At 73.2% G+C, this 24,015-nt stretch carries 20 protein-coding genes; 8 read left to right on the forward strand and 12 right to left on the reverse strand.

Going from position 1 to position 24,015, the window contains the following annotated elements:
• Positions 1-15: 15 nt before the first annotated feature.
• Positions 16-732, forward strand: coding sequence for an alpha/beta fold hydrolase (locus ACFYVL_RS01625; RefSeq protein WP_389240609.1), 717 nt, complete (start codon positions 16-18; stop codon positions 730-732).
• 169 nt (positions 733-901) lie between these two features.
• Here ACFYVL_RS01625 and ACFYVL_RS01630 read toward each other — a convergent pair whose 3' ends face one another.
• A complete protein-coding gene (locus ACFYVL_RS01630; protein WP_389240611.1) occupies positions 902-2,056 on the reverse strand; it encodes a low temperature requirement protein A in 1,155 nt (384 codons plus the stop codon).
• Positions 2,057-2,118: 62 nt separating this feature from the next.
• Complete coding sequence (locus ACFYVL_RS01635; RefSeq protein WP_389240613.1) at positions 2,119-3,486, reverse strand: dihydrolipoyl dehydrogenase family protein; 1,368 nt, start codon at positions 3,484-3,486, stop codon at positions 2,119-2,121.
• 290 nt (positions 3,487-3,776) lie between these two features.
• Here ACFYVL_RS01635 and ACFYVL_RS01640 point away from each other — a divergent pair, with 290 nt between their 5' ends.
• Positions 3,777-4,355 carry a Dps family protein gene (locus ACFYVL_RS01640; RefSeq protein WP_389240614.1) on the forward strand — a complete coding sequence of 193 codons (579 nt, stop codon included), beginning with the start codon at positions 3,777-3,779 and terminating at the stop codon, positions 4,353-4,355.
• A 47-nt stretch (positions 4,356-4,402) separates the two neighbouring features.
• Here the strand turns inward: ACFYVL_RS01640 and ACFYVL_RS01645 are convergent, their stop codons facing one another.
• Positions 4,403-5,281, reverse strand: coding sequence for an alpha/beta hydrolase (locus ACFYVL_RS01645; protein WP_389240616.1), 879 nt, complete (start codon positions 5,279-5,281; stop codon positions 4,403-4,405).
• Positions 5,282-5,499: 218 nt separating this feature from the next.
• Complete coding sequence (locus tag ACFYVL_RS01650; RefSeq protein ID WP_389240618.1) at positions 5,500-5,895, reverse strand: cupin domain-containing protein; 396 nt, start codon at positions 5,893-5,895, stop codon at positions 5,500-5,502.
• 196 nt (positions 5,896-6,091) lie between these two features.
• Between ACFYVL_RS01650 and ACFYVL_RS01655 the strand changes: the two genes are divergently transcribed.
• From ACFYVL_RS01655 to ACFYVL_RS01665, 3 genes are all read left to right on the forward strand, one after another.
• Positions 6,092-7,027 (forward strand): GlxA family transcriptional regulator, encoded by a 936-nt coding sequence (locus ACFYVL_RS01655; protein WP_389241297.1) that lies wholly within the window; start codon positions 6,092-6,094, stop codon positions 7,025-7,027.
• 123 nt (positions 7,028-7,150) lie between these two features.
• Positions 7,151-7,825: a hypothetical protein gene (locus ACFYVL_RS01660; RefSeq protein WP_389240620.1), complete on the forward strand. Its 675-nt coding sequence runs from the start codon at positions 7,151-7,153 to the stop codon at positions 7,823-7,825.
• A gap of 267 nt (positions 7,826-8,092) precedes the next feature.
• Positions 8,093-11,899, forward strand: coding sequence for a S8 family serine peptidase (locus tag ACFYVL_RS01665; protein ID WP_389240622.1), 3,807 nt, complete (start codon positions 8,093-8,095; stop codon positions 11,897-11,899).
• A gap of 52 nt (positions 11,900-11,951) precedes the next feature.
• Here the strand turns inward: ACFYVL_RS01665 and ACFYVL_RS01670 are convergent, their stop codons facing one another.
• The 3 genes from ACFYVL_RS01670 to ACFYVL_RS01680 form a co-directional block, all read right to left on the reverse strand.
• The gene (locus tag ACFYVL_RS01670; protein WP_389240623.1) at positions 11,952-12,962 is read right to left on the reverse strand and encodes a helix-turn-helix domain-containing protein; all 1,011 of its coding nucleotides are present in this window, start codon (positions 12,960-12,962) and stop codon (positions 11,952-11,954) included.
• A 153-nt stretch (positions 12,963-13,115) separates the two neighbouring features.
• Entirely contained in the window at positions 13,116-13,733 is a 618-nt protein-coding gene (locus ACFYVL_RS01675) for a DUF3592 domain-containing protein (RefSeq protein ID WP_389240625.1), read from the reverse strand.
• Between the two features lie 123 nt (positions 13,734-13,856).
• Positions 13,857-14,723: an alpha/beta fold hydrolase gene (locus ACFYVL_RS01680; RefSeq protein WP_389240627.1), complete on the reverse strand. Its 867-nt coding sequence runs from the start codon at positions 14,721-14,723 to the stop codon at positions 13,857-13,859.
• 106 nt (positions 14,724-14,829) lie between these two features.
• Here ACFYVL_RS01680 and ACFYVL_RS01685 point away from each other — a divergent pair, with 106 nt between their 5' ends.
• A complete protein-coding gene (locus ACFYVL_RS01685; RefSeq protein ID WP_389240629.1) occupies positions 14,830-15,309 on the forward strand; it encodes a CGNR zinc finger domain-containing protein in 480 nt (159 codons plus the stop codon).
• A gap of 58 nt (positions 15,310-15,367) precedes the next feature.
• Here the strand turns inward: ACFYVL_RS01685 and ACFYVL_RS01690 are convergent, their stop codons facing one another.
• The 3 genes from ACFYVL_RS01690 to ACFYVL_RS01700 all read right to left on the reverse strand — a co-directional run bounded on the left by ACFYVL_RS01690 (position 15,368) and on the right by ACFYVL_RS01700 (position 17,680).
• Complete coding sequence (locus tag ACFYVL_RS01690; protein WP_389240631.1) at positions 15,368-16,225, reverse strand: SAM-dependent methyltransferase; 858 nt, start codon at positions 16,223-16,225, stop codon at positions 15,368-15,370.
• Between the two features lie 301 nt (positions 16,226-16,526).
• Complete coding sequence (locus ACFYVL_RS01695) at positions 16,527-16,979, reverse strand: pyridoxamine 5'-phosphate oxidase family protein (protein ID WP_389240633.1); 453 nt, start codon at positions 16,977-16,979, stop codon at positions 16,527-16,529.
• A gap of 5 nt (positions 16,980-16,984) precedes the next feature.
• The gene (locus ACFYVL_RS01700) at positions 16,985-17,680 is read right to left on the reverse strand and encodes an NAD(P)-dependent oxidoreductase (protein ID WP_389240635.1); all 696 of its coding nucleotides are present in this window, start codon (positions 17,678-17,680) and stop codon (positions 16,985-16,987) included.
• Positions 17,681-17,754: 74 nt separating this feature from the next.
• On the opposite strand from ACFYVL_RS01700, the gene ACFYVL_RS01705 reads away from it, so the two are divergent.
• Positions 17,755-18,393 carry a TetR family transcriptional regulator gene (locus ACFYVL_RS01705; RefSeq protein ID WP_389240637.1) on the forward strand — a complete coding sequence of 213 codons (639 nt, stop codon included), beginning with the start codon at positions 17,755-17,757 and terminating at the stop codon, positions 18,391-18,393.
• A gap of 223 nt (positions 18,394-18,616) precedes the next feature.
• On the opposite strand, the gene ACFYVL_RS01710 is transcribed toward ACFYVL_RS01705, so the two are convergent.
• Positions 18,617-19,255 (reverse strand): phage tail protein, encoded by a 639-nt coding sequence (locus ACFYVL_RS01710; protein ID WP_389240639.1) that lies wholly within the window; start codon positions 19,253-19,255, stop codon positions 18,617-18,619.
• 173 nt (positions 19,256-19,428) lie between these two features.
• Between ACFYVL_RS01710 and ACFYVL_RS01715 the strand changes: the two genes are divergently transcribed.
• Positions 19,429-23,529 (forward strand): hypothetical protein, encoded by a 4,101-nt coding sequence (locus ACFYVL_RS01715; protein ID WP_389240641.1) that lies wholly within the window; start codon positions 19,429-19,431, stop codon positions 23,527-23,529.
• A gap of 88 nt (positions 23,530-23,617) precedes the next feature.
• Here ACFYVL_RS01715 and ACFYVL_RS01720 read toward each other — a convergent pair whose 3' ends face one another.
• On the reverse strand, positions 23,618-24,004 hold the full coding sequence (locus tag ACFYVL_RS01720) for a peptidase inhibitor family I36 protein (RefSeq protein WP_389240643.1): 387 nt from the start codon (positions 24,002-24,004) through the stop codon (positions 23,618-23,620).
• Positions 24,005-24,015 lie beyond the last annotated feature (11 nt).

The following is a 24,015-nucleotide window of genomic DNA, read 5'->3' on the forward strand; positions in this document are numbered from 1 at the left end:
TGGAGAAGAACCCGCATGAGCACCACTCCCACCGTCGTCCTCGTCCACGGCGCGTTCGCTGACGCCGCCAGCTGGAGCGGCGTGGTCGCCGAGCTGCAGACCGACGGCATCCCCGTCGTCGCCCCGCCGAACCCGCTGCGCGGCCTGGTGTCGGACGCCGCGTACATCGCCTCCGTCGCCGCGCAGATCGAAGGGCCGGTCGTCCTGGTCGGCCACTCCTACGGCGGTGCGCTGATCACCGTGGCGGGCGCGGCGGAGAACGTCGTCGGCCTGGTCTACGTCGCCGCCTACGCCCCCGAGGAGGGCGAGAGCCTGGGCGAGCTGCAGGGCCGCTTCCCGCTGTCGGAGCTGGTCGGCAGCCTGGTCGAGCGGAAGTACCCGGTGCAGGGCGGTGCGGACGCCGTCGAGGTGACCATCGGGGCCGACGCGTTCGCCGGGATCTTCGCCGCCGATCTGCCGGCGGACGTGACGCGGGTGCTGGCCGTGTCGCAGCGTCCGCTCGCCACCGCGGCGTTCACCGAGACCGCTTCGGCCGCCGCGTGGCGCACCAAGCCGTCCTGGGCGCTGATCGCCGCTGCCGACCGGGCGATCAACCCGGACGTGGAGCGGTTCGGTGCCGAGCGTGCCGGGGCCACGGTCGTCGAGCTGCCGGGCGCCTCGCACGCGGTCGCGGTGTCGCAGCCCAAGGCGGTCGCCGACCTCATCCGTGAGGCGGTGCGCGCGACCGGCTGACCCGCGCCCCCGGGGCCGGACGCGAAGGCGCTCCCGTACGCGTGGTCCTGCGTACGGGAGCGCCTTTCGCTTCGCGCCGGTCCGTTCGGTCGTACGGGGGCGGGCACGCCGGGCCGCTTCCCGGACGTACGGGGCGGCCACGCCCGGCCACTTCCCGGCCGCCCCGCCCCTAACCGGGCTGCCCGGGTCCGTCGCCCCCGCGTGCGGCCGGTTCGCGGGTGACGGCCACGAGTGCCAGCAGTGCTCCGGCGACGAGGACCGGCGCGGGGGACCAGGTGGCCGCCACGACGCCGGCCGCGGCGAGCGGGTAGAGGATCCGTTCGGTGGCCGCGCCGCGGTGGGGCCGCAGGTGGATCGCCCACACGGTGAGCAGGAAGACGGCGGTGGGCACGGTGACCGCCGCTGCGGCGGCGGTCGGCGAGGCGTGGCCGCCGCCCGTGATGTGGTCGGCGTACCCGGCCATGCCTGCTCCCGCCGCGGTCGCCGACGCGAACACCAGGTAGTGGCCGTACGCCCAGACGAAGCGTCGGCGGTGGGTCCGGTGCGAGGTGGCCAGCAGGGTGTGCGCGGGCCTGGCGAAGTACAGCCACCACATGCCGTAGACGAGCAGCAGTCCGCCGCCCGCCAGCGCGTAGAGCCCTCCGCCCGCGTGGGGCCGGTCGAAGGCGCCGCGCACCGCGAGGGTCACGGCGACGACGGACTCGCCGAGCACGATGAGGGTGAACAGTTCGTAGCGCTCGGCGATGTGGTGCGGGTGCCAGGGCGTCATCCCGGCGGACTGCGCCCACACCGGCACGGACACCTCGGCCGCGATCATCACGACGATGCCGGGCAGCCGGGCCGCGTCCGGAAGCGCCAGCAGGGCGACCCAGCCGACCTGGCAGGCCGTCACTCCGGCGGCGAAGCGCAGCGCGGTGGTTCTGCGGGCGGGGTCGGCGAGGGCCGCGCGCAGCCAGAGCGCGGCCAGAGCCGTGCGCAGCACGACGTACCCCACGGTGATGATCCGCAGATCGCCGTTCTCGAACGCCCGGGGGACGCCGGCGGCGAGCACGAGCGAGCCGGTGATCTGCACCAGCACGGTCAGCCGGTAGGGGATGTCGTCCGGGTCGTAGGCGGAGGCGAACCAGGTGAAGTTCATCCAGGCCCACCACACGGTGAAGAAGACCAGGGCGAAGCTCAGGACGCCGGTGGCCGCGTGTCCTTCGGCGAGAGCGTGGTGCAGGCTCGCGGCGGCCTGGGCGACCGCGATGACGAAGCAGAGGTCGAAGAGGAGCTCCAGCGAGGTGGCCGTCCGGTGCGCCTCACCGGGGTCGCGGCCGGACATGACCCGCCAACGCCCCTTCTGTACGGGGGCGTTGGGGGTGTTCGCGGGGGCTCCGGTGAGGCTCAGCGCAGTGCTCCGAGTGCGGCTTCCACCGTGCGGTGGAAGGTCGGGTAGGTGTAGATCATGTGCCGCAGCCGTGCGACGGGGACCTCGGCGTGGACGGCCAGGGCCAGTCCATAGAGCACCTCGCCGCCCGCCGGGCCGGCGGAGGTGGCCCCGACGAGGACTCCCCGGTCGGCGTCCTCGACGAGTTTGACGAACCCCTCGTTGCCCGGCCCGTGGACCCAGCCCCGGGTGGAGGAGGCGATGCTCTGCACCCCGATACGGACCCGCAGCCCGCGCTCCCGCGCCTGACGCTCCGTCAGTCCGACCGCGCCCAGCTCCGGATCGGTGAACGTGACGCGGGGCAGTGCCCGGTAGTCGGCGTCGGGCCCCGGCCGGCCGAGGATGTCCCGGACCGCGATCTGCGCCTGGTACATCGACACATGGGTGAAGGAGCCGCGCCCGGTGACGTCGCCGACCGCCCACAGCCCCTCCCCCGCCCGCAGCTGCCCGTCCACGGGTATCGACCGCGCCTCCGGGTCGAGGCCCAGCGTGTCGACGCCGAGCGGGGCGAGATCGGCCTGCCGGCCGGTGGCCACCAGCAGCCGTTCGGCACGCAACGGCCGTTGTCCGTCGTCGAGGCGGACGACGAATCCGCTGCCGTCGTGCTCGACGTGCCTCGCCCGCGCGCCGGTGAGCACGGTGACGCCGTCCGCCCGCAGGGCCTCCGCCGCCAGTTCGCCCGCCTCGGGCTCCTCCTGGGCGAGCAGCCGCTGCTGCCCCTCGACGACGGTGACCGCGCACCGGAACCGGCCGAAGACCTGGGCGAGTTCGACGCCGATGGCGCCGCCGCCGAGCACGATCATCGACGCGGGCAGTTCCCTGGCGGCGACGGCGTCGCGGTTGGTCCAGTACGGGGTGGCGGCGAGCCCGGGTACCGCGGGGATCCGGGGCCGGGTGCCGGTGGCGAGGACGACACCGCGCCGCGCCCGGTACGTGACGTCGCCGACCGTCACTCGGTGGGGTCCCGCCAGCCGGCCGCGGCCCCGGACGAGTCTGCCGCCCTTGGCGGTGAGGCGGTCGGCCGCGACGCGGTCGTTCCAGTCGTCGACCGCCTCCTCGCGGATGCGCCGGGCGACCCGCCCCCAGTCCGGGGACGCGCTCGCCGGGCCCGCGAGTGCGGGCGCCCGGCCCGCCTCGGCGAGCAGGTTCCCGGCCCGGATCATCATCTTGCTCGGTACGCAGCCCCAGTACGGGCACTCCCCGCCGACGAGTTCCGCCTCGACGCCCACCACGTCGAGCCCGGCCTCGGCCAGGGTGCCCGCGGCGTACTCACCGCCGGGCCCGAGGCCGACGACCACCACGTCCACCTGTTCGTTCCTGCCCACCACTGCTGCTCCTCGCTGCGCGGGCCCCGCCGGGAGCGGGACCGTCCGGGCGAGGCTAGGTACGGCCGGGCGCGGACCGGTGTCCGCGAGCGCACGAGGTCTGGCCCGAGAGTGAACGGCTGCCCGCAGCCCCCTCCAGCCTCGGCTCCCGGCCAATACGGCACCACGGCATCGCGGCACGCAGTGCGCTCACGGGCAGCCCCGCGTGCACTGCGCGTCATCCCCGGCCGCGCCCACGCACCTAACGTCACCTGGGCACGAACCACCGCAGCACGCCCTGGAGGCGCACCATGACCACCAACTCCCCCTACCCGCACAGCAGTCAGCCCCGGCTGCACCAGAAGGGCGAGGTGATCCAGGAGTTCGGCACCGTCAAGCAGTTCCCGCTCGGACTGTCCTACGAGGCCCGCATGTACTCCTGCCAGCGGCTGAACCGGGTCCTGGCGGACACGCAGATCCTCTACGGCCTCTACAAGAAGCACCACTGGCTGATGCGCGGGGCGACCTTCTACCAGCTCCACCTGGTGCTGGACAAGCACGCGGGCGAGCAGCTCGCGCTGGTCGACGCGCTCGCGGAGCGGGTCCAGACCCTGGGCGGCGTCGCGGTGGGCGACCCGAGGCACGTCGCCGAGATCACTTCGATCCCGCGCCCGCCGGACGGGGTCGAGGAGGTTCCCGGCATGCTCTCCCGGCTGCTGGAGGGCCACGAGACCATCCTGGTCGAGGCGCACGACGCGGCGGCCAGAACCGGTGAGCTCGGCGACGACGGCACCAACGACCTGCTGGTCTCCCAGGTGATCAGGACCGGTGAGCTCCAGGCGTGGTTCCTCGCCGAACACCTGGTGGACACCCCGCTGGTGCGCGCCTGACGGACGGCCCGGCCCGGGGGTGCGGACCCCCGGGCCGGGCCGTCCCGCTACGCCGACTCCGCGCGGACCAGGTCCGCCAGGAGGGCCGCGAAGAGCTCCGGGCGGCTGAAGTACCCGACGTGGGAGGCGGCCAGGGTGCGGACGTCGAACGGGTTGTCCGGGGTCCGTTCGTCCGCCTTGCGGATCATGTGGTCCTGCACGGCCGGGGGGATGCTCCGGTCCTCGGAGAGGCGTACGAAGGTGTGGGGCACCCTCCCCCACCGTTCGGGCCGGACCACCGCGCCCTCCTCCAGGACCGCGTAGTTCTCGTCCGAGTCCAGGGAGTCGAGCAGCAGCCGGAACTGGTGGTCGGTGGAGTCCGCCATGACGGCGGCCTTGAGCTGGGAGAACAGCCCGGGGTCGGTGTGCGCCGCGCGCCAGTTCAGCCGTACCACCCCCGGGCCCGCGGCGGCCGGCACGGTGATCCGTGCCGCCGCCGCGTCCAGCAGGTTGTCGTCGAGGACGTCCCACTCCTCGGTGACCATCGACGGGTCGCCGAGGCAGACCGCGGAGAGGTAGACGACGCGGTCGAGGAGTTCGGGCACGGCGTTCGCGACGGCGGTGACGGTCAGGCCGCCGAAGCTGTTGCCCACCAGGACCAGTGGCCCCGCCGGAGCGAGCCGGTGCAGGACGTCCACCACATGGCGCACGTTGTCCCGCAACGTGATGCCGCGCAGCGGAGAGGGGGCGGTGGCCAGCGCGTCGAGGTCCTGCGGCTGCCGGTAGTAGGCGGCCGGGCGGCCCGCGGGGTCACCGTGACCGGGCAGGTCGACGGCGTACGAGCGGTGCCCGTGCAGGGCGAGTTCGTTCTGCAACGGCCCCCAGGCCCGGGAGTTGCTGGACCCGCCGGGAACGAACACGAACGTGGGGTGTGCGGTGGTGCGCATGAAGGAGTCCTCGTCATCCTGAGGCGAACGGTGAACGTGCGCGGATGACCGGGTGCCGACGGAACGCTCGGGTCAGCACCGGGTCCGGGACGCCGAACGGATGCGCAGGGAGAGCCAGTTGCCGATACCTGGGGACATGATCAGGACCTTAGACGGCACCCGGCGCACCCCGCCACCGAAATGTGCCGCCCGAGCAGGGCCCGGGGGCCGGCCCCCGGTCAGGTGCCCAGTGCGTGTCCCGTCGTCGCGTCGACATGCGCGGGGATCTCGTCGTGCCGGTCGCCCACGGTCGGTGTGCCGGTGGGCTCGAACATGAGGATCTCGGCGCCGGACGGAGCGTACGGCCGGTGCTCCGTGCCGCGGGGGACGGTGAAGACCGCCCCGCGCGGGAGCAGGACCGTGCGTTCCCCTCCGGGCTCGCGCAGGGAGATGTGCAGCTCTCCTTCGAGGACCAGGAAGAACTCGTCGGTGTCGTCGTGGACGTGCCAGATGTGTTCGCCCTGGACCTTGGCGATACGGACGTCGTAGTCGTTGACGCGCGTGACGATGCGGGGGCTCCACAGGGCGTCGAAGGAGGCCAGGGCCTTGCCGAGGAGGACGGGTTCGCTGTTCATGGGCCCATCCTGGGCGGTTCCGTCGCGCCGCCGTGAGTGCTAGGAATCGCACATGGCGAAAGAATCCTCGCACGCGACTCGCGCAGACGTGGCTCGCGCAGACGCAGCTCGCGCAGACGTGGCTCCCGCGGACGCAGTCCCCGCCGTGGCGGTCCCCGCGGACGCGGCTCCCGTGCCGGACGTGCACCGGGTCGTCGTGATCGTGGACGAGAACTCCAACCCCTTCGAGCTCGGCTGCGCGACGGAGGTCTTCGGTCTGCGCAGACCGGAGATCGGCCGGGTGCTCTACGACTTCGCGCTCTGCTCCCCCGAGCCGCGCACCCCGATGCGGGACGGGTTCTTCACGCTCACGGGGGTCGCCGATCTGTCGGCGGCCGACACGGCGGACACCTTGATCGTCCCCAACCGCCCGGACACCGAGGTGCCGCGCCGCCCTGCCGTACTCGAAGCCGTCCGCCGGGCTCACGCCCGCGGTGCGCGCCTGGTCGGCTTCTGCAGCGGCGCCTTCACCCTGGCCGAGGCCGGGGTCCTCGACGGGCGCCGGGCCACCGCGCACTGGCAGTGGGCGGATTCCTTCCGGGCCCGCTTCCCCTCCGTCCGGCTCGAAACGGACGTGCTGTTCGTGGACGACGGCGACATCCTCACCGCGGCGGGAAGCGCGGCCGCGCTCGATCTCGGGCTGCATCTGGTCCGCCGCGACCACGGCGCGGAGGTCGCCAACGCGGTGAGCCGGCGCCTGGTCTTCGCTGCCCACCGGGACGGCGGGCAGCGGCAGTTCGTGGAGCGCCCCATGCCGGACCTGCCGGACGAGTCACTGGCACCTGTCCTGGCCTGGGCCCAGGAACGGCTGGACGCACCGCTCACCGTGTCCCATCTCGCGGCACGTGCGGCGGTGAGTCCGGCGACCCTGCACCGCCGCTTCCGGGCGCAGCTGGGCACGACGCCGCTGGCGTGGCTGACGGGGGAACGGCTCGCCCTGGCCTGCCGGTTGATCGAGCGGGGCGAGTCCCGGTTCGAGGTGGTCGCACGGCGCAGCGGGCTCGGTACCGCCGCGAATCTGCGCACGCTGATGCGCCGCGCGACCGGCATCACCCCGTCGGCGTACCAGCGCCGCTTCGGGCCGGACGCCTGACCGCGGCCGTCCCCCTCTGTCCCCTCGGGGATGCACGACTCGGAGATGCGCGACTCAGGGATGCACGACGAAGGTCCTCCCCGCGTTCACCGTCGGTGCGGCGGCTGGGGCATGATGCCGGTCATGGTGACAGCACGGCGCATCGAGGGCTTTACCGCGACCGGTCGGCCGGTTTCCACGCCGACCACCAAGTTCGGCGGCCGGCCCGGGTGGCTGACCGGACCGCAGTGGCCGATCAGTGCGGCATGGGACCGGCCGATGCGGTTCGTCGGCCAGATCGAGCTGGGCCCCGTCCTCGGAGCGGCCGGCCACGGGAAGGTGGCCTACCTCTTCGTGACCCACGCCGACCACGGCGAGGACTCCTTCTTCGATCCGGACGTCATCGAGCCCGACGGCGGCGAGAACGCGGTGATCGTGCAGCCGGGCGGCGACTACGACGGCCCGGTGCTCCCGCTGACGACCGGACCGGGACTGTACGACGGCGACGGGTCGGCGGTGGAGTTCACCGTCGGCCTCCGACCCGTCGACGAGCCCGGTTTCCTGCCGGACGAGCAACTCCGCGCACTGCCGGCCGCAGACCGGGACCGCTACGTCGAGCGGACCGACCACGACAAGATCGGCGGCACTCCGCTGTTCTTCCAGGGCGACCAGTGGCCGGACGGCGGCCCCTGGCGGCTCCTGCTGCAACTGGACGCGAACTGGGTACCGTTCCGGCTCCACCTCGGCGCGGCACCGCGGCTGTTCGCCTTCGTGTCCGAGGACGGTGTCCGGGGGCGGCTGCTCGTCCAGGACTCCTGAACCGGCGGCGCTGTCGCAGAAGTGACATGTCGCGATCACGACAGCCGCTGAGGGGCGGTGTTCGCGCCGGTTCACCGGCGGGGTGAGGCGGCGGGCGCGCAGGTGATCGGCACCGGGGACCCCACCGGTACGCGTGGTGGAACGCCGCGTGTCGTAGAAGCGACATGTCGTAAGCGCGGCAGCGGACAAGGCTGGTGCGGCGATCACCGGGGCCCGAGTCTGGAGCCGCACCGCGTGTCCGTTTCCTTGCCCCCTGGAAAGGTTCCGATGCACAGACGGCTTCGCCCTGCCGCCGTTCTGGCGGCAGGCGTCCTCATCGCCACCCTGGCCCCCACTTCCTCCGGCGCTATCGCCGCCCCCGTTCCCGCGTCCCCCGGCGGGAACGCAGCCGACCGCCCCCAGGTCGCCTCCGTCACGCTCGTGACCGGTGACCGCGTCCGGCTGGAGACCTTCCGCGACGGCCGCAGGGCCGTCTCCGTCGAGCCGGCCCCGGGCGTTCCGGAGGCCGACTTCGCCCAGCTGGAGATCGACAAGCAGTTGTACGTGCTGCCGCGCGCCGCACTCCCGTACATCTCCTCCGGCAAGCTGGACCGGCAGCTGTTCAACATCACCTCCCTGATCAAGCAGGGGTACGACGACGCCCACAGCTCCGCCATCCCGCTGATCGCCCGCTACACCGGCGGCACCGACCCCACGGCCAAGGGGGCGCCCACCGGTGCCCGCAAGGGCCTGGTCATCAAGAGCCTGCGCGGCTCGGCACTGAAGGCGGACAAGAAGCAGGCCGGGCGCTTCTGGAAGGCCATCGACGACGACGCGCTCGCCGGGAGCGGCGCGAAGAAGGCCGCCGGGAACTTCAGGAACGCGGCCTTCGAGGGCGGCGTCGAGAAGCTGTGGCTGGACGGCAAGGTCCAGGCCTCCCTCGAACACAGCACCGCGCAGATCGGTGCGCCCGAGGCGTGGCAGGCCGGTTACGACGGGAAGGGCGCGACCGTCGCCGTCCTGGACACCGGTGTCGACGCCACCCACCCCGACCTGGCCGGGAAGCTCGGCGAGGTGCGCAACTTCACCACCGACCCCACCGCGAACGACGGCCACGGCCACGGCACCCATGTCGCCTCCACCGTCGCCGGCAGCGGCGCCGCCTCGGACGGGAAGCGCAAGGGCGTGGCGCCGGGCGCGCGGCTGCTGGTCGGCAAGGTGCTCGACGACAAGGGCTCAGGCCCGTACTCCGCCATCATGGGCGGCATGGACTGGGCCGCCCGCTCGGGCGCCGACGTCGTCAGCATGAGCCTGGGCGGTACCCCCACCGACGGCACGGACGTTCTCAGCCTGTTCCTCAACGACCTCAGCGAGGAGACCGGCGCCCTCTTCGTCGTCGCGGCGGGCAACTCGGGCGCCGACTACACCGTGGGCTCCCCGGGCGCCGCGGACAAGGCACTGACGGTGGGCGCCGTCGACCGCGACGACAAGCTGGCCGTCTTCTCCAGCCGCGGCCCGCGCGCCGGGGACAACGGCGCCAAGCCCGACCTGACCGCGCCCGGCGTCGGCATCACCGCCGCCCGCGCCGCCGGCACGTCCATGGGCACCCCCGTGGACGCGGCCTACACCGCCGCGTCGGGCACCTCCATGGCGACCCCGCACGTGGCGGGCGCGGCGGCGATCCTGGCCGGGCAGCACCCCGGCTGGAGCGGCCGGCAGCTCAAGGACGCGCTGATGAGCACGACGCGCACCGCCCCCGGCCAGACGGCCTACGAGCAGGGCACGGGCCGGGTCGACGTGGCCCGTTCGGTGCGCCAGCAGGTGCGCGCCACCGGCACCACCACCTTCGGCACCCTGGCACCGGACGCGGGCAAGCGGCAGGTGGGCGTCACCTACACCAATGACGGCGACGCGCCCGTCCAGCTCACTCTGAGCACCACCTTCGACAAGCTCTACGGCACCCCGGCCCCGGCGGGCGCCCTGAGCGCACCCCAGCAGGTCACCGTCCCCGCGCACGGCACCGCCGACGTGACCGTCACCCTCGACGCGTCCGCGCTGCCGGAGGGCGTCTACGGCGGCCGTCTCACCGCGACCTCGGCCGACGGGCAGGCCGTCGCGCACACCGTGCTGTCCGGGACGAAGGACCCGGTCACGCACAAGGTCACCGTGCGCGGCGTCGACCGGGCCGGGCAGCCGGCGGGCATCTGGCCGCTGATCATGCTGGGCCCCACGGGCCGCTTCGACGTCATCCAGGATGTGCCTGCCGGGCAGAGCCTGACGTTGGACCTGCCCGAGGGCGACTACTACCTGCACGGCGTCGTCTCGCAGGGCACGGAGGACAACATCACCCACAGCCTGGTGGTCAACCCCCGTCTGCGGGTGAGCGGCGCCACCGACCTGGTGCTCGACGCGCGCAAGGCGGTCCCGGTGGAGATCCGGACCCCCAAGCGGGCCGAGCAGCGGGGTTCGCTGGTCTTCTCGACCCGCTGGAAGAAGGGCGACCGGGAGTTCGTCAGCTTCTTCACCAGCGGTCACAGCGGCGGGCAGGCCCTCAATGTCACGCCCACCGAGGAGTTCACCGAGGGGACCTTCGAGTTCTCGTCCCGCTGGCAGCTGGCCGCGCCGATGCTCGACGCGCGTGCGTTCTCCGCCACGGCCGTGACCGGCGTTCCGGTCCGTCTGCTGCACAACTCCCCCGCCGTGGAGGGTGTGCGGCGCCTGCGGGTGGTGGACGCCGGGCACGGACGCCCGGAGGACTACGCGGCGCTGCGCGCCCGGGGCACGGACGTCCGCGGAGCCGCGGTGCTGGTGGAACTGGAAGGGGTGGAGTACGACGAGGCGGTGAAGGCCGCCGCCGAGGCCGGAGCCGCCGCCGCCGTCACCACCGCGGGTGGCAACCGGACCGCGGTCACGCCCTGGCAGCCGGTGAGCCAGCGGCTGCCGGCGATCGGGCTGTACGCCTCCCCCGCCACCGCGCAGCGGCTGCGCGCGCCGCGCACCGTGCTGGAGCTGAAGGGCACTCCGGAAAGCCCCTACCTGTACGACGTCGTGCAGCTGTCCGCCCAGCGTGTCCCCGCGCGAGTGGTGCACCAGGTCGGGCCGAAGAACACCGCCACCGTCGTCTCCCGCTACCCGGACACGGGCGGGACGCGCTACGTCGCGGAGAACCGGGAGTCCTACCGCCCCTGGGAGGGCGAGCAGCTGTACCTCAACATGCGGTCCCGGTACGTCCGCACCGGGCAGGAGCGGACGGAGTACGTGAGCGGTCCCGCGGACGCCCGGTGGCTGCACTGGGTCAACCCCCGCAACGCCTGGGCGGTCCACGCGGTGGGGACCGGCATGTTCGGCCCCCTGCGCACCTACCGGCCCGGTGAGCACGCCACGGAGAGCTGGTACGCACCGGTGGTGCGCCCGGCGATCCCCCGAGGCATCCAGGGGCTCGCCCAGCGCGAGGGCGACAAGCTGACCATCGGGATCCCCGAGTTCACCGACACCGCCGCCGGCCACTACGGCTACGCCCTGCCCCGCAAGGACGCCACCACCCCGTACCCCGACGAGACCCGTGCCGTACTGCGCCACGAGGGCAAGGTCGTCGCCGAGGGCCCGCGGGCGTGGGGCACCTTCCCGGCGGCCGGGAACGACGGCCGCTACCAGCTGGACCTGGACGTGAGGCGCACCGGTCCCGAGGGCACCCTCTCGCGGGCCACCAGCAGCAGCTGGTCGTTCACGGCCCCCCGTCCGGACGAGGGCGGGAAGTCCCTGCTGCCGCTCCTCCAGCTCGACTACGACGTGGCCACCGACCTCCGGGGCTCCGCCCCCGGCTCCAGGTCCTTCGCCTTCCAGGTGAGCGCCCGCCACCAGGACGGTCTGACGGGCCGCTCGGTGAAGGGCATGCAGGTGTCCGTCTCGTACGACGACGGCAAGCAGTGGCGGGCGGCGACGGTGTCCGGCCGGGGCGACGGCGCCTACCGTGTCCAGGTCGCCCACCCCGCGGCCGACCGCAGCAGCGGGTACGTCACGCTGCGGGTCCGCGCCTGGGACGACGCGGGCAATGAGGTGACGCAGCAGGTCGAACGGGCCTACGCGCTCAGGTAGTTCGCAGGATCAGGAAGCCGCGGCCGGCCCCCGGTCGCGGCTTCCGCACGTCCTACGACAGCCAGTCCCGCCGTGCCGCCTGCCACACCAGCTGCGTACGCGTGGTCGCGCCGGCCCGCTGCATCAGGGCGTTGATCCGGCGCTGCACGGTGCGGTGGCTGACCCGCAACTGGGTGGCGATCGCCTTGTCCGCCACGCCCGCGACGACCAGGGAGAGCAGGTAGCGCTCGTCGTCGGCGAGGCTGCCGCCCGGCCCCATCCCGCCCGCGAAGTCGGCCAGTTCGCCCTCCTCGGTGACGTGCAGCGGGGTGCCCGCCGCCCACTGCATGTCGAACAGGGCGACCAGGGCGTCCAGGAGACTGCTGCTGCGGATGAGGGCGGCGGTCGGCTCGCCCCGGGGCGCGGTCTCGCCGCCCGGCATCAGCGGGCAGACGGCGACGGAGCTGTCCACGATGACCATGCGCACGGGCAGTGTGCTGGTGGCGCGGGCCACTTCACCGGCGCGGATGCCCTGGGCAACGTTGTCCACCATGCCGGGCTGCTCCAGACAGGCCCGTTCGTAGATCGCCTCGTAGCGGATGCCCTGGGCGAGGAGTTCGAACTCCTCGTCGTTGTCCTGGGCGCGGAGTGCGACGGGGTCGGCCTTGCAGAACCACCGCAGGTCGCTGCGGGCCCCGTAGGCGAGTTGGCGCAGCTGCTGGCGGATGGCGCCGCTGCCGGTGATCACCTCGACGAGTTGCCCGGCGTCGTGCCGACGGCCGCCCGCCCGGTACTCCTCGGCCAGCTGCTCCATCGCGCGCCGCGCCCACTGGAGGGCTTCCTGGCCGCGCGCCAGCAGGGGCTGGAGCGCCACGTCCGGCGGGACGGGTACGTACCGTGTGCCGCCGTCGCCCGGCAGCCGTCCGACCAGACCCTTGTCGTGCAGGGAGGACAGCAGCAGCGCCGCCTCGCGGTCCCGGATGTGGAGCCGTTGGACGATCTCGTCCACGCCCGCGTCCCGTACCTCCACCAGGAGTCGGTAGACCCGCTCCTCGGCTGCCCCGACCCCCGCTATCTCCAGCACGCGACCTCTCCCTCGCCACAGCCCACCCAGGGCGGACGCCCACTGCGCCATCCATGATCGAACAGGATGCCCACCAAACGATCGGAAGACCACCACAGGACGGACGGAAGTTCTCCGGATCCGCCGCACAGATGGCACCGGGGCGGGCGGCGCTCACGGGGTGCGGCGGCCGAACGGCCTTGTCCGGACGGCCCGGAGCCCTTCGCCGGGCCCTTCGCCGAGCCCTTCGCCGAACCTGTCGCGGCGCACTCTGCCGAGCCCTTCGCGGAGCCCTTCGCGGCGCACCCTGCCGAGCCCTTCGCGCCCGAGCCCGAGCATCAGCAGCGGCATGAGGACCACGAGCCCGAACCCGGCCACGGTCAGCAGGCCGTAGGCGATCCGGTCGCCGGCCATCGAGTGGGTGGTGGCCGTTTCCGGGTGCCCCGGTTCGTAGCGGACGCGGAGCGTGTCACCGACGTCCGCACCGCCGGCCTCCCAGAACCGGTAGGACGCCCCCGTGTCCGTGGTGAAACCGATCTCGATCCTGGTGCTGCGGCTTCCCTGGGGCTCGCTCACCTCCTGTCGCGCCAGGACGGTTCCCTCAGCCGAGCGTTCGGTCGCCGGGCCGTCGTCGTTCAGCCCGGCGAGCCCCGTACGGACGAACCCGTACCCGAGGACGGCGAGCACCACTGCCAGAGCGGCCACGGCCACCGCCACCAGCGCCTTCGCGACGACGCCCGCCCACCCGCCGGGCCCCTCCGGCCACCGCCGCCCGTCCTTCGTCCCTGTCACCCCGGCCCCTCCACCCCGACCTCGCACCGGGCGGCCCGCGCCGCACGTTCCGCTGGTGTCCTCCCCGCTGTGCGGGGAGCTACCCGGAAAACCGGGTCCGGGCCGGGGCGGCGGCGGTGCTGGTCATCCCAGCACCCGCCCGAGGAAGCCGCGCAGATGGCCGGCGACGACGTCGAGGTGGCTCTCCAGGAGGAAGTGGCCGCCGTCGATCAGGTGCACCTCCGCGTCCTTGGCGTCGCGGGCGAAGGCCAGGGCGCCGGCCGGGCCGAAGATCTCGTCGTTGCGCCCCCACACGGCGAGCACCGGGACCTCGCTGGTGCGCAGGAACTCGTGCAGCAGCGGGTAGAGGGGGCGGTTGTTCCGGTAGTCGCGGAACAGCGCCAGCTGGATCTCGTCGTTGCCCTCGCGGGAGACGAGGGCGAAGTCGTGCTCCCAGGTGTCCGGGCTGACCACGCTCGGGTCGCCCACGCCGTGCAGGTACTGCCAGCGGATGGCGTCCAGGGCGAGCGCGGCGCGGGCGGCGGGTTCGGTGTCGGGTCCGGGGTTCGCCCCGTACGCCCAGACGTCGGCCCAGAACGACTCGACGAAGCCGTCCTCGTAGCCGTTGCCGTTCTGGGTGACGAGGGCGGAGATCCGTTCGGGGTGCTGGAGGGCGAGGCGCCAGCCGATGGGGGCGCCGTAGTCCTGGACGTAGAGGGCGTAGCGGTCCAGGCCCAGCTGTTCGAGCAGTCGGGAGGTGAGCGCGGCGAGGGCGTCGAAGGTGTAGGTGAACTCCCCCGCGGGAGGGGCGTCCGAGTGGCCGAAGCCGAGGTGGTCGGGTGCGATGACGTGGTAGGCGTCGGCCAGCCGCGGTATGAGTTCGCGGAACATGAACGAGCTGGTCGGATAGCCGTGCAGCAGCACGATCACGGGGGCGTCCGCGGGGCCTGCCTCCCGGTAGAAGATCTCGTGTCCGTCGACGGTGGCGGTCCGGTGGTGCACCGAGTACATACCTAACCCCTTTACGGGCTCGATCCGGTTAGACATTCGCCAGACAAGCACGGGGTGTTCTAACCTGTCAACCGGTTCGATCCAGTTAGAAGAGGAGCGGTGTCCGATGGACGTGCTACTGGACCTGCTCAACAGCAGGCCGCTGGTCGACGGCGAGGAGCAGGACGCCCTCGGCGACCCCGCCGAGGGCAGGCGCTGGGCGCGGGAGCACGGCGGCCAAGGCAGCCCCGCGGAACTCGCCCTGCTGCGCGAGACGCGGGACGCCCTGCGGAGCGTCGTACGCGGGGAGAGCACGCCGACCGCGCTGCAACCGCTGCTCGAAGGGGTCCACCAGACCCCGGAGATCACTTCGGACGGCCTCCGCTGGACGGTCAGGACTTCCCCGCACGCCCGGCTGGCCGTGGACGCGGTGCTCGCCTGGGCCGCCACCGAGCAGCAGCTGCCCGGCCGGCTGCGCCCCTGCGCGAACAGCGAATGCCGGCTGTTCCTGCTGGACCGCAGCCGCGCCAACCGCGCCCGCTGGTGCTCGATGGCCGTCTGCGGCAACCGCGAAAAAGCGCGCCGCCACTACGAACGCAACCGCTGACCGTCCCCTTCCTGCGGGATCGTGGGCCCCACCGGGCGGCACCGCGCCCTCCCGCCCCTCAGACCACCCCTGCCGTCGTCGCGATGACGGCGAACCGCGGGGCCTCGTCGGCGTACGGCGATCCGGTGAGGTCACCGAGGACTTCCACAGCGGTGAATCCGGCGTCGCGCAGCTCACCGGTCAGGTCCTCGGGGGTGAAGTAGCGGACCCAGTTGAAGAAGGTCCTCCTCCGCTCGGCGTCGAAGATCTCGTACTTGTCCAGCGACACGTGGTCCCGCGCGTACCGGTAGGTGTTGTGGAAGCCGAAGTAGGGCCGGTCGGACCAGAATCCGTCCATGAGCGAGGGCGCGTAGGCCGCCTGCTCCCGTACGCGGGCGAACGCGGACGCGGAGTCGACGTCGAAGACGAAGCAACCACCGGTGTCGAGGTGTTGACGAACCGTACGCAGCAGCGCCCGCCGGCCGTCCGGGGGCAGCGCGCTGTAGTCGCGCATGACCAGGATGACCAGGTCGTAGCGCACGGTGTCCTGGTGGGCGAGGTAGTCCTGCCGCAGATAGCGGACGGACAGCCCCTCGCGGCGCGCCAGGGACACGGCGTGGTCGAGGGAGCGGGAGGAGAGGTCCAGGCCGGTGACGGACGCACCGGTACGTGCGAGGGATGTGGTGTACAGGCCGGGGCCGCATCCGAAATCGGCGATGCGACGGCCCGGACGGACGTCGAACCGGTCGATGAGCCAGGCCACGATCCGCTCCCGGTACTCCGTCCGGTAGGAGGAGAGGTCGACGTGCGGGTCGAGGTGAGCGGCGAGCATCCGCTGTGAGATGTGCGGGTCGGTCCACAGGTCCTCGGTCGTGACCTGCCCGTAGACGGCGGGGCGGGCGTTGACGGCGGAGAGTTGGTCGAACATCGCGAGCATGGGGCACTTCCGTCGGTGTGGTGCTGCTGCGGGAGAACGGCATCCCGCGCCCACAACAGGACCCCTGCACCCCAACTGTCAGAGGAATCAAGGGTGTTCGCGGATGGACACCGCACCGAGAAGAGTGCGGTCGCGCCTGCTGGTCACGGCATGCCGAACGAAACAGACCGGGCCGGGGTGTACCTCGTCGGGCACACGGGGCCGGCGGTCTGCCGGGCACGGGAAGTTCAGGCTTACGGGCGCATGGCACCGACCACAGGCACTCCCTCCTGCCCCGCGCAAAGGCATTCCCAAGTCACTGTCACTCCGCTCGCGAGGCCGCAGAAGGCAGTCCGCGAGGGAGAGTGAGGACGCGGTCGACGGCGATCTCGATGACGACCAGGTCCGGCGGGGCGGGCGGGGCCGCCCTGTAACGGTCGGTGTAGCGGCGGACCGCCTTTGCCAGGCGTGCGGGATCGTCGGTGACGGTGGCCAGTCCTTCGAGGGTCACCCAGCGGAACCCGTCCGCCTGGCAGAGCGCGATCCGGGCCGCCGGACCGCCCGCCGCGACGTTCCGGGCCTTGCGGGCTCCGGCCCGGGTGGTCACCCGGGCCAGGCCCGCGGCGGTGTCGAAGGTGAAGCGGACCGGGGTGACGTGCGGGGTGCCGTCCGGGCGGAGGGTGGTGAAGGTGGCCGTGTGCGGGTCGGTGAGGAACTTCCGCGTGGCGGCGTCGGTGAGGAACGTCCGGCTGGCGGCGGGGAGTTCAGAGGTCACCCGGCTCACTTCTTCTTCACGCCCTCGTGCCAGATCAGTTTGGCGATGTTCGGCTTCACGGCCGTGGTGATGACGCCCATCGCGGTGCGGACGTACCGCCGTTCCTCCAGCTCGCGCAGCATGCTCGCGGCGAGGTCGGCGCGGGCGGTGAAGACGCCGTCGGCGCTGGTCTCGGCGGTGTGGAAGTCCGTGACGACGGGGTGCTCGAAGAGGCCCGACGGCCGTACGAGGGTCCAGTCGAGATCGGTCCGGCCGATGATCTCCTCCATGCGGCGCATGTCCTCGTGGAGGGTGCGGCCGAGGCGCCGGTTCACCAGCGGGTCCAGCACGTGGTTGAAGAAGTGCGCGCCGGTGGGGCGCCAGTCCGGGTCGGCGATGCTGGAGCTGACGGCGAGGATCCGCTTGATGCCGTGGCGGGCCATGGCCCCTGTGATCGCCGTGGCGCTCGCCGAGTACGTGGTGATGGTCTCCTTGCTGAAGCGCGCGCCCAGCGCGGACAGGACGGCGTCCGTCCCGGCGAGCGCGGCGTCGACGGCCGGCGGATCGGTGGCGTCGGCGACGGCCACGGTGAGGCCGGTCCGCCCGGAGGGCAGGGAGCCGGGGCGGCGGGTCACGGCGACGACCTCGTGGCCGTGAGCGAGAGCCTGGTCGGTGAGGTGGCGGCCGGTCGGTCCGTTGGCGCCGAAGACTGCGATACGCATGGTGTCGGGTCATCCCTTCGCGGGTTCTGGAACGCCCTTGACTGTGCCGATCACGCGACGGAGGCTCAACGCTGATGAATAACGCCGCCCCCTCCCCCGCCCGCACCCGGGGCCGCCCCCGGGGCAACCCGCCTACCCGCGCGTCGATCGTCTCGGCGGCCCGGACGCTGTTCCTGGAACGCGGATACCGGCGCACCACGGTGCGCGCGGTGGCCGCGGCGGCGGGCGTCGACCCGGCGCTGATCGCCTACCACTTCGGCTCGAAGAAGGGCCTGTTCGCGGACGTGATGCAGTTCCAGTGCGCCAACGCGCTGGCGGTGGACGAGGTCCTCGGCGGCGACCCGGCCACCCTCCCCGACCGCCTGATCGACGCGGTGACCGGCCTGTGGGAGGACGCCGGCTTCCAGCAGCTCACGACCCAGGGCGACGAGGCCGCCGAGGCGATCCGCGAATACCTGGAACACGAGCTGCTGGCGCGGCTTGTTGAATTTCTCGGCGGCAGGGACGCGACCGCCCGCGCCACGGCAGTGGTGACGATCCTCGGCGGCCTCATCTACACCCGCTACCTCAACCCCCTTCCCACCCCCGCCGCCCTCACCCCGTCCGAAACCCGCCGCACCCTCACCCCGGCACTGCGCGCGGCCCTGGCCCCTCGGTCACCTGCCACCACAACGACCGGAACGGCCCGCCCGCGCTCACCGGCCCCCCGCTGAGACACGCGCGGGACCGCGACCGCCCCAGCGCCTCGGGTGCGGAGGGACGCTCCGCACCGGATGGTGGACGTACTGTCGCTCTCACCGCTGGGCGTGGCCTCGCGAGACCGTTCGACGTCGACCGGTGCACCGTGGCCTGGCCGGAACGGCTGCATTGCCCCAAGGACGAGACCCGGCACGCGGCTTGGAGACCCTGCACGACGAGCAAATCGTGGGGAAGCCCTCAGCCGATCGTCAGTTCCGCGAACTGGATGGTCACCTGCTCGGGGCCGCCGCCGGCCGGCATGTCGACCTTGACCACCCTGGGGTTCTTCAGGTGGTACCGCTTCACAGGCGCGTTCTGGAAGTCGAGCATCGCGATCGTGATGCTCTCGGGCTGCAGGCTTCCGTTGATCATCCCGTCGAACTGCTCGGACCTGCTCGCACCACGGACGACGGTCACGGACCCCGCCTGCTGCTGGCCGGGGATCTTGCGAGAGAACTCCCTGCCGTCCGGCGTGACCGAGTGCGTCTCCTCCGTGTTCTGGTCGGTGGCCAGACCCGTGACCTCCTGGAGGTACTCGGCCGTCCCACCGCCGATCTCCAGCGCGAAGTTGTGGGCGGTGAGCTGATCGCCCGACTGCAGTCCGTCCTTTGACTCGACCTTGGCGTCGGGGTTCGTGCGCGCACCCTCCTGCGCCGGGTTCTTCGCCCCCTTGGCGGAGGCGTCGCCGCTCGGGGCGCTCGTCGGCGACGAATCGCTCTTCGCGGATCCGGAGTCCGACGAACCGCCACCGCATGCGGTCAGCAGAGCCAGGGACAGTAAAGCCGCCGTGGCCACACCGGCTGTGCGACGACGGGGGAAGCCGGTGGAACGCTGCATCGTGGGACTCCTGAGCCTGAAGGGATTCCGTGCCGGGACGGCTACCACCCTCACAGCCCTCCGTGAGGCACGTGTCTTCGTCATGTCACGCACCCGTCACAGCCGTCGGGAGGCGCGGAGCGGGCGGGACCTCCGCGCGGCTGCTGTCGGTCCCGCCTGGCAGGATCACCTGTATGACCAGCAGCATCGCAAGTCCCGTCCCGCTCCCGGCCAATCACCGCGTCTCCGAGACGTACGTCGACTGGGCGCGCGCCCAGGGGCCGGAGGCCGAGAGCGCCGCCCGTGACACGCTGGAACGGGCGGGCAGTGGCCGGCACCGGGCCTGGGAGAAGCCCGGCCGGTTCGTGGACGACGCCGAGCGCCTGGCCCGGGGCCTGCCGGCCGCCCACCTGCCCTGGTTCTGGGACACCATCGGTCACTGGATGCTGGAGACGCACCGCCGCTCCGCCGCCCGCGCCTACGGGCAGGCGCGCGCCGCCGAACAGACCCACGGGCTGCCGGTCTCCACCGACTGGCGGCGGGCCAATCAACTGCTGTTCGCCCGGTTCGGCGCCCTGCCCGCCACCGAACTCAGCGGCGCGGCGGCCTGGTTGGCCGGAGTCCTCGCACCGGGCGACGCGCACGACGAGTTCGTACGTCTGCTGACCGACTGGGCGGCCTCGCCCGGCGAGCTTCCCGCCGACCTGGCCCGCCGGGTCCGGGACTCGGTGCGTGCGGCCGGCCTCGGCACCGAGGAGGAGGCCCGGGTGCTGGGCGCGCTGCTCGCCGCCGCCCGGGGCAAGGCCGTACCCGACCGGCTGCTGGACGCGGCCGTCGGCCCGTTGACCGCCCACCCGCCCGCCGACGCGCAGGCCGCCGCCCTCCTCGACCTGTTTCCCGAGTCGAAGAACGACGCGGCGGCGTGGCTGCGGCTGCTCGTCGCGTGCGGTGCCGCCGACGCTGCCGCGGCCGGGCGGATCGTCCCGCAGGACGGCCTCGGCGACTGGCTGCGCCGGTACGCGGCCGGCTACTCCCACCGCAAGGTCGGCGGTGGCGGGGTGATGCGCCAGCCCATGCCCGCGGAACTCCTCGACCTGGTGGGCCGGTTCGCTCCGGCCCTGCGCGCGGACGGCACCCCGGTCCGGCTGCACGAGGACCGCTACCGCTGGCAGCATCTCGACGCCGACCTGCTCGATGTGTGCCTCGCCGAGGGCATCCCCGTCCACGACCCGGGCGCCGAGATCAGCCTGGAGTTCTGGGACGAGCGCTCCCGGCGCGACCTCAAGGCGCTCGCCGCCGACCCGGTGTTCGGCCCACGGCTGGAAGGCACCGTGCACGCCGGTCTCCGTACGCGTGGCGGTACGGCCATCAGCCGGCTCCCGCACAACCCGGGCATCACCGCCGAGGTGCACGCCCGGGTCGAGAAGCTGCTCGAAGCCCTGCGCGGCGGCGGTCTCGCCGCCGCGGACGAGGCCGTCGAAGAACTGCACGGGCTCCTCGACCGGCCCACGGCCGTCGCCCTGGACGGCATCGAGGAGGCGCTCGACGCACTCGACCTCACCGGCCCGCTGGCCCGCGCCCTGCGGGCCGGGCTCCCCGAGGAACTGGGCTGGCCCGCCCTGGACCAGGCACTCGCCGAGTTCCGTCCCGACGAAACCGTGCAGGTCACCTGCACCTGGCCGGTGCTCACCGTGTACGGACCAACCCGCGCCCTCGCCGTCGACCACGCCGGACGGCGCGGGGACCACACCCTGGAACTGCCCGACGCCGCGCGCGGCCACACCGTCCACTGGGTCGGCGGCCGGTTCCTCCTCGCCTGGAACGAGCAGCACGAGGAGAACTGCGGCAGCACCGCCTACTGGTCCGACCGCCCCGGCGAGAGGTTCGAGCCTGAGCAGACCTACGGGCTGCGCCCCTACGGCGGCAGCATCCAGGGCGGCCTCGGCTACCAGTTCGCGACCCCGGACGGCGGCGGCCGGTTCGACGGCGAACGCGTCCTGCGGGCCGGTGGCCGGGAGGGCATCGGCCACCGCGACTACCAGATGACCGACGGCCGCGCCTTCTGGAGCACCGAGGTGTTCAGCGAGGACCGCTCCGGCTGGAACCGCGTCGACCCGGCCACCGGTGTGCCCACCGCCGACCGCACCCTGCCCGCGTTCCACGACCCCGCCGGGTCCCCGCCCGGCACGAAGCCCTTCACCGACCACCGGATCCTCGCCGAGCTGCCGCCCGGTGCGCCGCCCTCCCCGCTCGGCCAGGACGGCACGCTCACCGGCTGCCGGGTCGACTACCGCGCACCGTACGCGGGCCCCTCGCCCCGCGAGTTCGTGCTGGAGTCCGTCGACGGCCGCACCGCGTCCTACCGCAGCCGGAACTGGGGCCGCCGCCCGTGGGGAATCCTCGCCCTGCCGCTCGACGGTGAGGACGCCGTACTGGCCGGCGGGACCACCGTCCGCTGCCACTCCGCCGAGGACAACTCACTGCTCTGGCAGGTCCAGGGCTTCCCCGGTGCCCGCAACAGGTCCAAGGGCCGGGCCACTCTGGGCGAGCTGGCCGGGCCGGTACCGCCGCCCGCCTTCTGGCACTTCCTCACCCCGCGCGACGAGGATTCGTCCCGTGCCCTGCGGACGGTCACGGACGCCGCCGTGCGCGAACTGCTGCACCAGGGCAACGGGAGCGCCCTGCCCGGAGTGCGGGAGCCACGGGTCCGGGAGGGCGTCGACCGCGCCGTGCGGCTGGCCGCCGACGTACTGCGCCGCCGCCGTGAGCTGTCGCACCGGGTCGCCGTCATGCGGGCCGGGCCGGTCGTCGACCTGCCCGACCCGGTGCCGGACAACCGGCTCGTGCCGGCCCTGCACGACCTGCTGCCCCAACTGCGCGGCTACGAGGAACGGAAGCCGCAGCCGCAGCCCGCCCTCCTCACCTCGGTCGCCGCCGACGGCCGCTACCTGCGCGGCGAGATCGACGACGAGGTACGGGTGCTGGCGCTGCCGTCGCCGCCCGCCGAGTGGGCGGTGCTGACCGGCCGGATCGATGCCGTGGCCTGGCGGACCGTCGTCGCGGCCACCCCCGACGAGCAGCGGCAGGCGCTCGCGGCGCTGCTCGGCGTGTGGAGCCGCCAGCCGTTCGCGGAGGCGGGCAGCTCCTGGCGCGTCGGCCGGGCCCCGCAGAAGCGGATCGCCGCACTGCGCGCGGACGGGGCCGTCGTGGCGTCCGGGCCGGGCCGCAGCGGGCTGGCGCCCTTCCTCCAGCGGGCGGCCGAGCAGGTGCCCGCCGATGCCGAGGAGTGCGCCACCTACACCGTCGCCACCGACGACACCACGCGGCTCCCCCGACTGCTGGCACTGCTCGCCGGGCAGGGCCCGCTGCCGGTGACCGAGGAGGCCGTCGACCTGTTCCGCTGGCGTACCGGGGTGCCGCGTCCGATCGCCGCACTCGTGCTCGACGGATTCGCGGGCAGCGGCGACTACCGTGCGCACCAGAAGCTGCTGCGCTCCAAGCCGTACAAGGCGGACCGGACCACGTCCTACGCGTACGACGAGTTCCGCCGGCGCCTCGGTCCGGCCGGCCGCCGGGCCGTGCTCGCGGCGGCACTTCCCGGCGACCCGGCGGAACTCTGGTCCCCCGGCGGTACGACCGCGGCGGCGGAACGCATGGCCGCGGCCTGGACCCGGTTGCTCGGCGAGGCCCCGTACGCCGACGACGGCAGCCATGCCGCTGCCCTGGCCGCGGACCACGGGCTCCCGGAGATCTGGGCCACGGCTGTGCTCACCGGGCGCCTCGAAGAGCCGCTGGAGGCCGCCGACATGCGGTCCGCAGCCACCGCGCTCGGCTGGGCTCTCGCCGAGCGCCCGGCCGCCGACCCCGTGGCGCAGGGTGCCCGCGCCCTGCTGGACCGGCTCACGGACCTGCCCGCCGATCAGCTCGCCGCTCTGCGCAGGCTGGCGGACCGGTCCGCCGCCACCCCCGTTCCGCCGGGCCAGTACGAGGCCAACCCGCTGTTCTCCGTCCCTGACCTGGTGGAGGAGGTGGCGTCGGCTCTGGGGGTCGGCCGTGACGCGGCAGCCCTCCATCTCCAGCTGCATGCCTTCGACCGCCCGGCGGACCGCACCGTACGCAGGTGGAACTCCTGGTCCCTCGACCGTCACCGCGCCGTCCGCAAGGAACTGACCACCGCGAAGGCCCCACGCCCCACAGCCGCGACGGAACCTCACGCCGCGGTCCCGGCCCCCGCGCACGAACGGTTCGCCCGCACCTGGGCGGAGGGCGCGGCCCGACCGGCGACGAGGGCGTGACACCCCTGCCGCACCACGTGCCCGTGGTACCGCTCGGGGGACGGGCGCGGTGGCCGTTCCCCGAGCGGGCTTCCGTGGAGTGGGCGGGCTACTCGTTGACGATGCGGTAGGCGCTGACCCAGGAGCCGATGCTGCTGTAGCCGGAGCCGTCGATCACGATGGAGCCGCCGGTGCAGTTGGCGTTGTCCCACAACTCGACCCTGCGGTGGTCCACTTCGGTCCTGGCGGAGCGGATGCTGTCGTTCCAGCTGTCGCCGACGTACTTGCAGTCGCCGACGTTCCCGTCGAACCACCGGTCCAGGCCCGAGAAGCCCGTGTCGGAGTAGGCGTGGAAGCTGGCGGCTGCCGCGCCGGGGACGGCGTGGGAGGTCTGGGTGGAGGAGGGGGCGACGGGCTGGGCGTACGAGGGCTGGGCGATGACGACCGTGGCGGCCAGCGCGGCAGCCGTGAGCAGCATTTTCCGTACGGCGGGCAAGGGGTCTCCTT

This window comes from Streptomyces sp. NPDC004111 (assembly GCF_042874215.1).
Lineage (GTDB): Bacteria > Actinomycetota > Actinomycetes > Streptomycetales > Streptomycetaceae > Streptomyces.